Genomic DNA, 13505 nt, shown 5'->3' on the forward strand with positions numbered 1-13505 from the left:
CTAGTGGTTCATCACAGTGATTTTGACGTTTTGATACCGAGCCATCCGAGGATAGGCAACTTTTCGGGTGGCAAGAGGATCTCGATGCTTCGAGCGACGCCGGGCTGGCGACGAATGAACCCGTTGCGTTCGAGGGTGAGGATCATCTGGTGGACTGACGGCGGGCTGACGCGGAAATGCCGCTGGATGTCGGCCTCGGCGGGCGGCTGTCCGAACATGTACGAGTAGGTATGGATGAAAGCGAGATAGTGTCCCTGCTTCTCGGTGAAGTGCGCGCCTGATTTTTGACTCATAGCTGGATTCGTCCCGGCCTCCGACAAGGAGGCGAAGCATGAATGTACGTTATCGGGTCGAATTGAGCCAAGCCGAGCGGGACGAACTGACGGCAATGCTCGGCGGCGGCACGCATTCCGCCCGCAAACTCAAACGGGCTCAGATTGTGCTGGCGGCCGATTCAGGCAGCTGCGACGCGGAGATTGCCCGAACCGTCCGGGTCAGCCTTTCCACCGTCGGCCGGACCAAACGCCGTTTCGTAGAAGGCAATCTGGAGCGGGCCTTGAGTGAGGAGCCGCGTCCGGGCGCGGAACGCAAGCTGACAGGCAAGGAAGAGGCCCTGCTGGTGGCGACGGCATGCGCCAAGCCGCCCGCCGGCCGCAAACGCTGGACGCTGACATTGCTGGCCGACGCGATGGTCAAGCTCACCGATCACGCCAGCCTGTCGGGCGAGACCGTGCGCCGCCGGCTGGCCGACAACGACCTCAAGCCGTGGCGCCGGGATATGTGGTGCATTCCTCATGTCGACGGCGAATACGTCGCCCGGATGGAGGATGTGCTCGATCTCTACGCCGAGGCGCCGGATCCCGAGCGGCCCCTGGTTTGCTTCGACGAGACCCCAGTCCAGCTGATCGGCGAGGTACGCCAGCCGATCCCTGCCCAACCGGGACAGCGCGAGCGCTACGATTACGAATATCGCCGCAACGGTACCGTCAATCTCTTCGTCACCTTCGATCCGCATCGCGGCTGGCGCAATGTCAAGGTTACAGACCACCGCGCCGCGGTCGACTACGCGCACTGCATGCGCGAACTCGTCGACGTCCACTATCCCAATGCCGCCTGCATCCGTGTGGTGCAGGACAATCTGTCGATTCATACGGCCGGCGCGCTATATCAGGCATTTGCGCCTGCCGAGGCCCGTCGCATCCTGCGCCGCCTCGAGTTCCACTACACCCCGAAACACGCCAGCTGGCTCAATATGGTCGAGTGCGAGATCAGCGTGCTGCAGCGCCAGTGTCTCGGCCGTCGCATCGACGATCCCAAAAGGCTTCGAAAAGAAATCGCAGCATGGCAACGGCAGCGAAACAAGGCGCGAGACCGCATCAAATGGATGTTCACAACCGACAAAGCCCGCGCCAAACTCGGTCGCGCCTATCCAGTTGCCGCCAAAGAGTCAAAACCACTGTGATGAACCACTAGGTGCACCATCAGTGTTAGATGCTGACGCACTTCCGTGGGTGACATCGGACGCTGCGCTGCCGCCTCCGCCAAGCCGCGCCGCAATCGCGCGCAAAGGACTTGTCGCAGCTGAGGCGCCCGCTTCGGCCACACCGGACATGCCACCCGCCCGAAACGCGCTGGAGGCTCCGCTCGCGATTGCTGTCGCCCCCCTTGCCGCAGTGCCGATTGCGCCGCCGGCAAATGCAGCTCCACCTGCAGCAAGACCGGCTCCAGCGGCAACAAGTCCTCCGGCAGCGAGACCCGTGCCCACGGCGGCGCCGGCGCCGAGCTGCGGGCCGCCGGAGACGATGCCGTTGGCGATGCCGGGTCCGAAGATTCCGAGGCCGAGGAGGGACAAGGCAGCCAGCACGAGCGCCATCGCGTTCTCCACAGTCGGCTGGTTGCCTCCGAAGCCGGCCGTGAACTGGCCAAACAGCGTCGATCCGATGCCGACGATGACCGCAAGCACCAGGACCTTGACGCCAGAGGAGATGACGTTGCCGAGCACCCGCTCGGCGGCAAACGCAGTCTTGCCGAACAGCCCAAAGGGAATTAGCACGAAACCGGCGAGCGTCGTCAGCTTGAACTCAATTAGGCTGACGAAGAGCTGAATGGCCAGGATGAAGAAGGCGAGCAGCACCACGATCCAGGCGAACAAGAGGACCGTGATCTGAACGAAATTCTCAAAGAAGCTGACATAGCCCATTAGCCCCGAAATCGCGTCCAGAATCGGCCGTCCGGCGTCCAGGCCGACCTGGGCGATCTTTCCCGGCCTGAAGAAGTCCGCCGGCGAAAGGCCGCTGCCGGAGGCCTTCAGCCCAAGACCGGCGAAGCTCTCGAACACGATACGGGCAAGGCTATTCCAATTGCCGATCAGATAGGCGAAGACGCCGACAAACAACGTCTTCCGGACCAGCCGGTTGATGATGTCCTCATCAGCACCCCAGGACCAGAACAGGCCGGCCAGCGTGAGGTCGATTGCCGCAAGGGTGGTTGCGAGATATCCGACCTCGCCGCCAATCAGCCCGAACCCGGAATCGATGTAGCGGGTGAAGGTTTCCAGGAATTGGTCAATGATGCCCGTGCCGCCCATCGCTCACTCGCTCCTATCGGGCATCGGGGGGAAGCCGGACGGCAGCCGGCTTTCATCCTTTCCGGGTAACGGCAGGCGGCTCTCATCCTTCCCGGGCATCGTCGATGGTGACTGTGGTTCTGATCCGTGACTGCGAGAGGCCGAAGATCCGCTCCCCGTGCTGAAGAATTCACGGCGCTTCTCCGCCCAGAGCTTCCGGCATTCGAGCAGAACATCTTTCTGCTCGTATCGGACCGTCCGACATTGCTCGAGCTTTGCATCCGACGGGTCAGATCCTTGCGCGATCGCCGCTGGGCCTTGGTCCTGATCTTGGCCATCACGCAGCCGAATCGCGCAAGCGGCAACAACCAGGACGGCAAGGGTCACCGCGACGGTCATTGGGAGCCGTTCGAGCCATTTCATCAACATCAGTGAAACATCCGCACGGTTGTCGGCTGATACCCCTCTTGCGTCAAAAAACGCCTGAGCTGCTCTTTGGCCTGATCCTGGGCTGCCACGCGCTGGGCCTGCTCCAAGGTCTGAGCACGCCCCTGCGCGGCAATCGCCGCAGTCAGATCCGCAAGCTGCTGGTTTTGAAGGGCGAGCAGCTGATTGCCGGCTTGAGCTGCCTGCAGCGCCCCGGTAGCGCCCTGGCTTGCGGTCACCAGCGCCGACATCTGGCTACGGATCGTATCGAGATTGCCGACGACGCTCGCCTGCACGCGCATGGCGTCCTGCAAACCGGCGACAGCGTTCTGCCAGCGGGTTTGCGCGTTGGCGATCAACGCCTGGTCTGGCTGGCTGGTGGAGGCTGGTGCGTAGGTGGACGAGAACGCGCGATCGATCTGCCCGACATCGTAGGCGATTCTTTGCGCCTGGCTGAGCAAGCCTTGAGTCCGTGCGATCGACTGCTCAAGTTGCTGCAATGATGAGTACGGCAGGCTCGCCAGGTTTCGTGCCTGGTTGACCAGCATCAAGGCTTGGTTTTGCAGCGAGGTGATCTGGTTGTTGATCTGCTGCAATTCGCGCGCGGCGGTCAAAACGTTCTGCACGTAGTTGTTGGGATCGAACACGATCCACTGTGCGCTGGCGTCTCGCGGCAACTGGATCAGGGCAGCAGCAATCAAGCTCGCTGCCACGAGCTGAGTGAGGCGTCTCATTGGAAGGTCCCTTATTTTGCAAGTTGCGGAATGAGCTCGCAGGCCCAAGAAAGGTCACGGGCTTTGAGCCAAGCCGTCACGAAGCTCTCCCGGCCATGCTCGGCCAGGACCCGGTCAATCAGAGCCTGGTCAGGCTTGGAGGAGCTGGCAGCGAAAGCGAGCGCGACCTCCCCCAGACCAAGCTCGAACAGGCGATTGCCCCGGCGGGACTGGTAGTAGTAGTCGCGCTTGGGTATTGCGCGGGCCAGGATCTCGATCTGCCGGTCGTTGAGCCCAAAGCGGCGGTAGATGGCCGCAATCTGCGGCTCGATCGCGCGGTCATTGGGCAGCAGGATCCGGGTCGGACAGCTTTCGATAATCGCCGGCGCAATGAGTGAACCGTCAATGTCGGCAAGCGACTGGGTCGCAAATACGACAGAGGCGTTCTTCTTGCGAAGGGTCTTGAGCCATTCGCGCAATTGGCCGGCAAAGTGGGGATCGTCCAGCGCGAGCCAGCCCTCATCGATAATGAGGAGGGTCGGCCGGCCGTTAAGGCGATCCTCAATCCGGTGGAACAGATAGGAAAGGACGGCAGGGGCAACCGCAGTCCCGATCAGCCCATCGGTCTCGAACACCTGGACGGCGGCGCCGCCGAGGCGCTCGCTTTCCGCATCGAGCAAGCGACCATATGTTCCGCCCAGACAATAGGGCTGCAGCGCCCGCTTGATGTTGTTGGACTGAAGAAGGACCGACAGGCCCGTGAGAGTGCGCTCGGCGGTCGGCGCCGAGGCCAGCGACGTCAGCGCAGACCAAATGTGCTCTCTGACCTCAGGCGTGATCTCGATCCGCTCGCGGGACAGGATTGTGGCAATCCATTCCGCCGCCCAGACGCGTTCGCCGGCCTCATCGATTCTCGCGAGCGGCTGAAGCGCAACGGGGTCGGACGACTCTCCACTCGTACCGTCTCCAAGATCATGCCAGTCCCCGCCCATTGCGATCGTGGCCGCCCGGATCGAGGCGCCAAAATCGAAGGCAAAGATCTGTGCCCCGGGATACCGGCGGAACTGCAGCGCCATCAGCGCCAGGAGAACGGACTTGCCGGCGCCGGTCGGCCCTATAAGAAGGGTGTGCCCGACATCACCGACATGCAGGGAAAACCGGAACGGGGTTGATCCTTCCGTCTTGCCAAAGAAGAGCGGCGGCGCCGCGAAATGATGGTCTCTCGCCTCCCCGGCCCACACGGCCGACAACGGGATCATGTGGGCAAGGTTAAGGGTCGAGACCGGCGGCTGGCGGACATTGGCATAGACGTGTCCAGGCAGGCTGCCGAGCCAGGCCTCCACCGCATTGACGGTTTCCGTCATGCAGGTGAAGTCGCGGCCCTGGATGACTTTTTCGGCGAGCCGTAGCTTTTCGTCGGCAAGTCGCGGATTGGTATCCCAGACGATCACGGTCGCCGTGACAAAGGCTTCTCCGATCTGATCTGAGCCCAACTCCTGGAGAGCTGCGTCGGCATCCATCGCCTTGTTGTGCGCGTCCGTATCAAGCAGAGCCGAGGCTTCGTTGGTCATCACCTCCTTCAGGATCGCCGCGATCGATTTGCGCTTGGCGAACCACTGGCGCCGGATCTTTGTGAGGAGCTTTATCGCATCGGCCTTGTCGAGCATGATTGCGCGGGTCGACCAACGATAGGGGAATGCCAGACGGTTCAGATCATCAAGGATCCCAGGCGTCGTGACACTTGGAAATCCCACCACGGTCAGAACCCGAATGTGGGCGTGACCCAGCATCGGTTCGAGACCGCCGATCAGCAGTTGATCGGCGAGCAAGGCATCCAGATACATAGGGATCTCGGGGACGCGGACCCGGTGCCGCTTGGTCGAGATGGTGGAATGAAGGTACGTGAGCGTCGCCTCGTCATCGAGCCAGGCGCATTCCGGCATGAACCCTTCGACGAGCTGGAGGACGCGGTTGGTCCGGTCGACAAAGCCGCCCAAGGCTTCTTGCGAGTCCGCGCCGGTCGTCCGGTTGCCACCCTCGTAAATGAGCCGCTCCGCCATCGCGGCGCTTTCGGCCGGCGGTAGATAGAGAAAGGTCAGGTAGTAGCTCGATTCATAATGAGCGCCCTCCTCTTCGAACTGAGCCTTGCGCTCGGCGTCGACCAGCGCAGACGCCACATCGGGAAAGGTGCTCGGAGGATACGCCCCGGCAGAATGGCGCTGGGCCTCGACGAACACCGCCCAGCCGGACCCGAGACGGCGCAACGCATTGTTCAAGCGGCCGGCCACGGCGACAAGTTCGGCCGGCACCGCGCTATCGAGATCGGGTCCGCGAAATCTCGCCGTACGCTGAAACGAGCCATCCTTGTTGAGGACGACCCCCTCGTCGACCAGCGCGGCCCAAGGCAGAAAATCGGCAAGACGTGTGTTTGAGCGTCGGTATTCGCCAAGATTCATCATGGGCAACTCACGTGTTCAGATGACCGGGAATGCGGACGTGCCGCCGCACCACCTCGACGAAGTCGGGATCGCGCTTGGCCGCCCAGACGGCCGCCATATGGCCGATGAACCAGAGCAGAAGTCCCGCGATCCAGAGCCGTAAGCCTAAGCCGAGTGCGGCCGCCAAGGTCCCGTTGAGGATCGCGACTGACCGCGGCGCACCACCCATCAGGATCGGTTCGGTTAGCGCCCGATGGACGGGCGCGGAAAAACCTGCGACAGGGCCATCCATCAGATCACGACTCCGCCGCCGAATGAGAAGAACGACAGAAAGAAGCTCGAGGCGGCAAACGCGATCGAGAGCCCAAACACGATCTGAACCAGCCGGCGAAATCCCCCGGAAGTGTCGCCAAATGCCAAGGACAGCCCGGTCACGATGATGACGATGACCGCGAGAATCTTGGCCACCGGGCCTTCAACCGATTGCAGGATCTGGTTCAGCGGCTGCTCCCAGGGCATGTTCGAGCCGGCAGCCCAAGCTGGGAGCGCAGTGGTGCAAACAAGGGCCAATCCCGTGATTGCAGTGATGCCCATGTTACGAGGCGAGCGAAAGCTCATGATTGATCTCCTATTGCTGAAAGGCTGTAGTCACCGGAGGGCGTAAGGCCCGAAACGCGAGCAAGCTCGGCGAGGCGGCGATCGGCGCCGCGGCCGACAAGAACTGCAATGACGTTGATCGTTTCGGCAATCAGCGCCCGGGGCACCGTGACCACGGCTTCCTGGATGAGCTGCTCGAGCCGGCGTAGCGCACCTAGCGCCGTGCCGGCATGGATGGTCCCGATCCCTCCGGGATGGCCTGTGCCCCAGGCCTTGAGGAGATCAAGTGCTTCAACTCCCCGCACCTCGCCGATCGGAATACGATCGGGACGCAGGCGGAGTGAAGAGCGTACGAGATCCGATAACGAGACCACGCCGTCCCGGGTCCGCAAGGCGACGAGATTTGGCGCCCTGCATTGAAGCTCTCTTGTATCCTCGATGAGAACGACGCGGTCTGCCGTCTTGGCGACCTCGGCGAGAAGGGCATTCGTCAGCGTGGTTTTGCCGGTCGAGGTGCCGCCTGCGACCAGGATGTTGGCGCGAGAGGCAACAGCAGCCCGGAGCGCGCCGGCTTGCTCAGTGGTCATGATGTTCGAGGCGACATAATCCTCTAGCGTGAACACAGCTGTGGCCGGCTTTCGGATCGCGAATGCCGGCGCGGCAACGACCGGGGGCAGGAGACCTTCAAATCGCTCTCCACTCTCCGGCAGCTCGGCCGAGACGCGAGGCGCACCCCCATGAACCTCGGCACCGACGTGGTGAGCGACGAGCCGTATGATCCGCTCGCCGTCGGAAGCGGACAGGCTTTCGCCCGTGTCGGTCAAGCCGACCGAGAGCCGATCGACCCAGAGTCGGCCATCTGGATTGAGCATCACCTCGACGATTGAGGGATCTTCCAGAAAGGTTGCGATGGCGGGACCAAGCGCGGTACGCAACATGCGTGCTCCACGCGAGATAACCTCCGGCTGAGAGGACCCAACTGCCATGGCTGCCCCGAAAACTGAGGCGCTCCAAGTGGCCTCAGATGGGGATGATTAGAAAAGCAGAGCCTTGAATGCTGCAACGACGAACGCATAGTGATCGTAGGCTGGCGTAGGAAAAGAAAAGGCGCGAGAATACAAGCTCTGCGATTGACGGGCGAACGACCCGGCACGGCGACTACGCCGTCAGCCAGCGCGCATCAGCCAAGCGGATCGAGGAGGCATTCGGTTGGATCAAGACGCTCGCCGTGCAAGGGATGGCGTCGGCGAGCTTTCTTTTGGTGATGAGAGCCTGCTGGTGCCCAGCCAGCCTTCGAATGGATCGGCGAGCGGCCGGCTTTTCTGCTGCCCCACGAGACAGCATTCCTTCGCGCTGCGGCCGCGGATCTCCTTCTCGATCGCATAGAACGCGGCGATATGCTTGAGGGTCTTACTCGCGATCGGAGCGACGCCAGCTGCCGCGAGTTCGTAGAAGTTACGCCGCATGTGCACCTAGCAGAATGCGAGCTCGACCTCGCCGCGGTCAGCAAGCTTTGGGTAGGCGACATCGCCCGCACTGCCGTTTTGCGATGATCTCGATGCTGCTGTTTCACTCCGTCACAGCGTGACCCACAGCTATCCGGCTTGCGTCGGCGTTACCGTTTCCCGCGGCTCACGGACCAGCCGCCAATCCAGGCCTTCGAGCAACGCCGACAACTGAGCCGCAGACAGGCGCATCACTCCGTCCTCGATCTTCGGCCAGCGGAAGACACCGAGGCGGTTGGCGAACAGGCACAAACCCGTTCCATCCAAAAGATCAGCTTGATTCGGTCCCCACAGCTCGTTTCATTGTACGTCCTTTTGTCAGATCCCGGGCAGGCGGATCATCCTATCGTATTGATAATCAATGTAGTTTTTCGGGCGGCGTTCGATCACGCGTTGCACCGCTATGCGTACTGTTTCCGAAGTCAGCACGTCGACAGGAACCAACCATTGCGAGCCCTTGATTGCTTTTGTTGCCGGCAAGATGCCCTTCAGCACCAAGCTCTTTGCTGATCCGACGCAAATTCCAAAGTGTGCCGCGGCCTTCGCAAGGCTGATCATTTTGCCGTCGGATAATGCGGGATCGTATTCCGGCAAGCCCAAGCGTTCGCGCATTTCCCGCACGCGAACAGTCATCCAGGTCTCGCCGTCGCCGGTCTTGCAGCGCATCCGATTGAGCGACACGGCGAGCTCTCGATCAGGCCAACGACCGGCAAGTTTGCGAAGTGTGTCAACGGCCGTGGATACCACATCCTCTGGATATCGGCCCGTCTTAACGCGAGCAACACGAACCTCCGTGTGCCGGCCGCCGGTCCAGTGGAGGAGCAGAACCGCCTCATTGGTGTTCTCATCGAGATCGCAAACAATCTCTCGGACCACGATGTGAACCAGCCGCTGCTTGGTGCGGTTATCCGTGGACGGTGCATTCCAAACCCGCGGCAGATCATGCGCAAGTTGCAGAAGCAGGGCGCGGTCGATCTTGGGACTTTCCGCCGATGCGGCGCGCAGCTCCTTGATCCGTCCCTCAAGCTCAGCAACCCGCTCTAATGCGCCATTCCAGCGCGCCTCGAGTTCACAGGCAACGTGACGCTTCGCCGGATCCACAAGCTCGTATCGGCGTACGGCAAGAGACGCTTCGTAGCGCGCGACTTCAAGCTCCCGTTCGACGGCGGCGATGATCTCTTGTCTTGAGCGCTCAACCTGGTCGGACGCCAATATCGCTACTTCAACAGCTCGATCGGAGACGGCCTCGAGGATTTGCAGCGCGACCGCACGATCGACTCGCACTCCGCCGATGCCGATACATAAGCCTGCGCCGACATGGGCGTCATCGCCGCGGCATTGATAACGGTGGGCATTCCCCTTGGCCTGGATATAGCCGGGATGATTGTCGCGCAGAGCTCGCGATATTGGCTTTTTCTCCGCACGTCCTTTCTCCCTCTTCATCGAAGGACGGGATCGTGCGCCGGAGCCCGATTCGTGCCGAGAAGCTTCACAACAACGGCAAGTTCATTGAGGCCGTCAATACTGACCTGCGGAGGTCCAAGCGCCATGCCGGCACAGTAGCTCTAGTCGCACATTCCAATTGGGCACCTCACGACTAAACCCACGCCGTTCCTCCGTGTAGATGCACTTCAATTCCTTGCCGCGTCGGAACGGTGCGACTTGAAGCGTTCGTCCAAAAAGGGGATGCCACGGATATGCAATTGTCGCGCTTCGATCAGAATGTCGTGTGTTGGGCCCGTTTGGCGCGGAACACATAAACAGCGCCTGAGAACGGATCAGCCGATCAGCCTTCATGAACGTCGCAAGCCCCTCCATTCCCTTCGGAAGTCGACTGGCCTGGTGGCCACCATTACCCGGATTGCTCCGGACGGGCCAATCACAGGGGTGCCTTCAGCGCATTGACGACGGCAGCAATCATCACCGCATCGTCGTCGCGACCTGCCCCATGATGGTGCCATGTCCTCAATCTCGATACTCCCGAGATCCGGCTTGGCCTTGGATCCGCAGTGCCTTGCGCTCCGGGTCGACGGCTGCGGCCGGTGTGTCCACCACAGCAGGTACAAATCGCAGCTCATCCGCTCGTTGCCGGCGCCTGGGCGCGCCTGCCGGCGCCAGGTGAACACTTGTTGCGGTGTCAGCCCATGTCGTCTGGCAATCTCGGAAACGACCGCGCCGGGGACCAGTGTCTCCTCCACAATCCGGGCTTTGTCGTCCTTGGATAACCAACGACGTCGTCCCGTCTCCGCGATCACTTCCAGCCGGCGCGTCGTCACGTCCGACTTAAGGTATGGTTAAGCTTAGACACAACCCCATCCGTTCAAAGAGATCACAAATCTCGCCCATCACAAACGTCAAGAGAAGATGGGAGCGGAATGACGCTCACACTCAGCGATGGCGATGCTCTACTACGGTTAGTGGGAGCGCGAGCGCGGGACGCGCACTCTGGTTCACTTGCGCAGCGCGGCCCGGCGGTTGACGCGCAGCCAACGGATCTCGCCGTGTCCGTTGCGCAAGACGGTTCCGACCCGCTGCGCACGCTTGCCTGGCGCGAAGAGCATCGCACCCGGACCAGTCGGCTGGATCTCCGTACCGAGCTGCGGTAGAGCGGGCGGATCCAGACCGTCAAGCCACTGCTTCAGTGGCGTCTGATCGAGCACATGTCGCTCTCCCTCGCGGCGCAGCACTCGGCGTTCCGTGCGGGTCTCGTAGGTACCCAGCCAAGCGTCGACGTCGGCGCGCGGCTGCGCTCGCAGATCGGGTGCGGCGAGGCTGAAGTAGGTCTGCATCGCCCATGCCAATAGCCTCTGCGCTGTGATCCACCCGTTAGCGCCGTTGGTCAGCACGGCGAGGGCAAAGCGCCGCGACGGGATCATTGCGAACGAGCAGGGCTGGCCGTTGGCGCCGCCGGTGTGGCTGACGACCCGTTCTCCGGCGCTGTCGTCGAGCCACCAGCCCAACCCGATCGCCGGGGTGTCGCTCGACGGACCGGCCGGCTCGAAGGCGGCCAACCGCATGGCATCGCCAAGCACCGGAGCGCCGTCCAACTGGAAATGTGCGTAGCGCATCAGGTGCGCGGCGCTGGCGACCACGCCGCCCGATGGATTGACGCAGCGGGGCATCGCCCACGGCCGCGCGATCACTGTCTGCCCGCCGCGCTCGGCGTGCCCGACGGCAAATTTGCGGTGGAGCAGGTCGCGGGCGAAGAAGCAGGCGCCGTCCATGCCGAGAGGTGCGAGCAGCGCCTCATCGAGCACATCTTCGTAGGAGCGGCCGTGCAGCACCTCCAGGATCCGGCCGAGGACGTAGAAGGCGGAGTTGCTGTACGACCACATCCGACCCAGCGGCGTCACCTGGACCAGCTTGTCCATCCGGGCGACCATAGCGGCCAGCGCGTCATCGCTCCAGCCGGTGTCCTCGAAGAAGTCTCCCTCCCAGCCGCAGCTGTGGACCAAGCAATCGCGGATGGTAACAGAGGTCGAGACATCCGGGTCCGCGACAGTGAACTCCGGCAAGTGCGCGCGGATCGTGTCGTCCAAGTTGAGTCGTCCCTGCTCCACGAGTTGCAAGACGGCGGTGGCGGTAAACGTCTTGGTGATCGACGCGATTTGGAACAACGTGTCCCCGTCAACAGGCTGCGGATGCAGCACGTTCGTTACACCCAGGCCAGCGGTCGCGGCGCAGCCGTTATGGTAGACGCCGAGGGCGATTCCCGGAACTCCGTCGCACCCCATCTCCACACGGGCCTGATCGAGCAGTGCCGGATCGATGTGATGAGACGGGGACAAAGGGGCAGTCATGCCGACCGGACTATGGCCGGCCTGATCTCCTTGGTAGTGGCATCGATTCGCGTCTGACGGGATGGTGACGGACACTGGTCCATCTCCTGCGCCTGCTGCGATGGACATACAGACATGTTCAACAGAGGACATGGCTTCCTCACTGGCAGTAAGGATCTACGTAAGCAAGGGATGTGCCAGCGGATACGCAGCTCGGCAACCGATGGAATAGACCACTTGCGGTTCGCTTTGAGGGCGAAATATGACCGTGAAATTCACACAAGCCACGAGGCCGTGGCCGACACATTCTCTAGTGACGTCTGTTCGCCCGTGATTCTCTGCGCTAGAAGTTCACCGCAACCAAAAGACATGGTCCAGCCGAGTTGCCCGTGCCCCGCGTTGACCCAAAGATTGTCAAACATGCGAACTCGGCCCAGATAAGGAGGACCTGCCGGTGTGGTAGGGCGCAGACCAGCCCAGAATTCAGGTGTTTCCAAATCAACCGCGTCCCCGAAGGATTGCCGCACATATTCAGCTATGTGCGAGATGCTTGCTTCCGAAACAGATCGATCGTGCGCCGCAAATTCGGCGATCGCTGTCACGCGGAGCTTTCGGCCGTAAGTTGCGACGGCCAGTAGTTCCGTCTCGTCGACATAGGGTATTGTAGGCACTCCGGCGGGATCGATGATCTTCCATGTGCCGGAATACCCCTTCACTGGGTAAATAGTGGCACGAAAGCCTAGAGGATGGGTTATGTCAGAGGTTTCGACACCTGTCGCCAGGATTACTGCCGCGCACGGTATGTCACCATGGTTCGTTTGGACGGCCTCAATGATGTTGTTGGCGCGACGGAGCCCTATGACACGCGTCTTGAAATGCAGGCTTACGTTATGTATTTGGTTCAAATAGGCAGTCGTGCGCTGGGTAAACAGCCGGCAATCACCCACGGAGTCTGTTGCACTGAACAGCCCGCCAACTAACCGGCCAGACATACCGGACAAACCGGGTTCGCGCGCGATCAATGCGTCACGGCCCAATACCTCGACGGAGCCGTCGCCATGATCCTCGATCGAGGCCACATAGGTGCTGAACTGCGCCTTATCCTGAAACAAATAGAGCCCTCCCTGATGCCGGATCTCCGCCGGCAGGTTCATCTCGACTTCGGCGGCGGCAGCGAGATCACGGCTGTAACGGCTCAAACGTTGCAGCTTGTCGGTATTCCTGCGATGAGCCGACGGGGAACAGTTGAGCAGGAACTCAACTCCCCAGCGCCAGAGCGTTGGATCCGTCAGGCGGGTTACTTTCACCGATGGGTCACGCCCGGCGAAAGCGTTGATCATGGCAGCAGGCGCTCCCGGTCCCGCCCAGGCCTTTGCATGCCCGACAGCGATGATACCTGCATTTGCGCGGCTGCACATTTCGGCCGGACCGGATAACGCGTCGATGACAGCCACATTTAGGCCGCGCTTCGCCAAGGCATA

Annotated in this window: 15 protein-coding genes; 1 reads left to right on the top strand and 14 read right to left on the bottom strand. The window is 61.7% G+C overall.

The window, feature by feature from the left end:
* Positions 1-11: 11 nt before the first annotated feature.
* Positions 12-293, bottom strand: a complete 282-nt coding sequence (locus tag AXW67_RS35545) for a LexA family protein (protein ID WP_063675745.1) — start codon at positions 291-293, stop codon at positions 12-14.
* A 38-nt stretch (positions 294-331) separates the two neighbouring features.
* On the opposite strand from AXW67_RS35545, the gene AXW67_RS35550 reads away from it, so the two are divergent.
* Positions 332-1462 carry an IS630 family transposase gene (locus tag AXW67_RS35550; protein WP_063675747.1) on the top strand — a complete coding sequence of 377 codons (1131 nt, stop codon included), beginning with the start codon at positions 332-334 and terminating at the stop codon, positions 1460-1462.
* Here the strand turns inward: AXW67_RS35550 and trbL are convergent.
* From trbL to AXW67_RS35610, 13 genes are all read right to left on the bottom strand, one after another.
* The gene (gene trbL / locus AXW67_RS35555) at positions 1448-2587 is read right to left on the bottom strand and encodes a P-type conjugative transfer protein TrbL (RefSeq protein WP_063681662.1); all 1140 of its coding nucleotides are present in this window, start codon (positions 2585-2587) and stop codon (positions 1448-1450) included. The two genes, AXW67_RS35550 and trbL, sit on opposite strands and share 15 nt — an antisense overlap.
* Before the next feature lie 3 nt (positions 2588-2590).
* Positions 2591-2995 (bottom strand): putative entry exclusion protein TrbK-alt, encoded by a 405-nt coding sequence (trbK-alt, locus tag AXW67_RS41210; protein ID WP_082908150.1) that lies wholly within the window; start codon positions 2993-2995, stop codon positions 2591-2593.
* The gene (gene trbJ, locus AXW67_RS35560; RefSeq protein WP_063681663.1) at positions 2995-3726 is read right to left on the bottom strand and encodes a P-type conjugative transfer protein TrbJ; all 732 of its coding nucleotides are present in this window, start codon (positions 3724-3726) and stop codon (positions 2995-2997) included. Before trbJ ends, trbK-alt begins: the two co-directional genes overlap by 1 nt.
* A gap of 11 nt (positions 3727-3737) precedes the next feature.
* Positions 3738-6164, bottom strand: a complete 2427-nt coding sequence (gene trbE / locus AXW67_RS35565; RefSeq protein ID WP_063681664.1) for a conjugal transfer protein TrbE — start codon at positions 6162-6164, stop codon at positions 3738-3740.
* 7 nt (positions 6165-6171) lie between these two features.
* Positions 6172-6435: a VirB3 family type IV secretion system protein gene (locus AXW67_RS35570; RefSeq protein WP_063681665.1), complete on the bottom strand. Its 264-nt coding sequence runs from the start codon at positions 6433-6435 to the stop codon at positions 6172-6174.
* Positions 6435-6737, bottom strand: a complete 303-nt coding sequence (locus AXW67_RS35575) for a TrbC/VirB2 family type IV secretion system protein (RefSeq protein WP_245315819.1) — start codon at positions 6735-6737, stop codon at positions 6435-6437. Before AXW67_RS35575 ends, AXW67_RS35570 begins: the two co-directional genes overlap by 1 nt.
* 20 nt (positions 6738-6757) lie before the next feature.
* On the bottom strand, positions 6758-7726 hold the full coding sequence (trbB, locus tag AXW67_RS35580; RefSeq protein ID WP_082908151.1) for a P-type conjugative transfer ATPase TrbB: 969 nt from the start codon (positions 7724-7726) through the stop codon (positions 6758-6760).
* Positions 7727-7954: 228 nt separating this feature from the next.
* Positions 7955-8206 (bottom strand): IS66 family transposase, encoded by a 252-nt coding sequence (locus AXW67_RS35585; protein ID WP_063681668.1) that lies wholly within the window; start codon positions 8204-8206, stop codon positions 7955-7957.
* A gap of 129 nt (positions 8207-8335) precedes the next feature.
* Positions 8336-8512: an IS66 family insertion sequence element accessory protein TnpB gene (gene tnpB, locus AXW67_RS45125; protein ID WP_430648746.1), complete on the bottom strand. Its 177-nt coding sequence runs from the start codon at positions 8510-8512 to the stop codon at positions 8336-8338.
* A 51-nt stretch (positions 8513-8563) separates the two neighbouring features.
* Entirely contained in the window at positions 8564-9688 is a 1125-nt protein-coding gene (locus AXW67_RS35595) for a hypothetical protein (protein ID WP_245315817.1), read from the bottom strand.
* A gap of 350 nt (positions 9689-10038) precedes the next feature.
* Positions 10039-10521, bottom strand: a complete 483-nt coding sequence (locus AXW67_RS41215) for a transposase (protein WP_347336772.1) — start codon at positions 10519-10521, stop codon at positions 10039-10041.
* 174 nt (positions 10522-10695) lie between these two features.
* On the bottom strand, positions 10696-12120 hold the full coding sequence (locus AXW67_RS35600) for a serine hydrolase domain-containing protein (protein WP_161491327.1): 1425 nt from the start codon (positions 12118-12120) through the stop codon (positions 10696-10698).
* 179 nt (positions 12121-12299) lie between these two features.
* A partial coding sequence (locus AXW67_RS35610; protein WP_145928096.1) for an FAD-dependent oxidoreductase occupies positions 12300-13505 on the bottom strand: 1206 nt, incomplete at its 5' end.

This window comes from Bradyrhizobium neotropicale (genome assembly GCF_001641695.1).
GTDB lineage: Bacteria > Pseudomonadota > Alphaproteobacteria > Rhizobiales > Xanthobacteraceae > Bradyrhizobium > Bradyrhizobium neotropicale.